Raw genomic sequence first — 565 nt, 5'->3', positions numbered from 1 at the left:
GCCCGGTCGGTGGCAACGCCTTCACCGGCCCGCGCGACGGCGCCCAGGCCTACTTCGACCGCCTCAACGCGCGCGGGGGCATCGACGGCCGCCGCGTCGAGGTGCGCCTGTGCGACGACGGCGGCAGCGGTGTGGGCAACAACGAGTGCGTGCACCAGCTGATCGACGAGGACCGGGTCGTCGCCCTCGTCGCCACCACCGCCCTGGACTACGCCGGCGCCTCCCGCGTCTCCCGCGCGCGCGTGCCCGACATCGGCGGCCAGCCCATCGGCGCCGCCTACGACACCTACCCGCACCTGTACGGCATCTACGGCAGCCAGGCGCCCCGCGAGGGGACGCCGGGCTGGGACGGGAAGCTGTACGGCGGCACGGAGGTCTACCGCTACTTCAAACGCGAGCACGGGGCACGCACGGCCGCCGTCGTCTCGTACAACCAGGCCGCGTCCGCCGCCTACGCGCGGCTCGTCGAACGGGGCCTGAAGGCCGAGGGCTACCAGGTCGTCACCGAGCAGGTCGACTTCGCGCTGCCCAACTTCCGTGCCGTCGCCGCCGACCTGAAGCAGCA

Annotated in this window: 1 protein-coding gene; it reads left to right on the top strand. The window is 73.5% G+C overall.

Going from position 1 to position 565, the window contains the following annotated elements:
• A partial coding sequence (locus ACTWQJ_RS52120; protein WP_443313313.1) for an ABC transporter substrate-binding protein occupies positions 1-565 on the top strand: 565 nt, incomplete at both ends.

Source organism: Streptomyces sp. KR55 (assembly GCF_052245645.1).
GTDB classification, from domain to species: domain Bacteria; phylum Actinomycetota; class Actinomycetes; order Streptomycetales; family Streptomycetaceae; genus Streptomyces; species Streptomyces flavusporus.
Note: the sequence above shows the minus strand (reverse complement) of the source record. Positions and strands in the feature narration are given on the sequence as shown.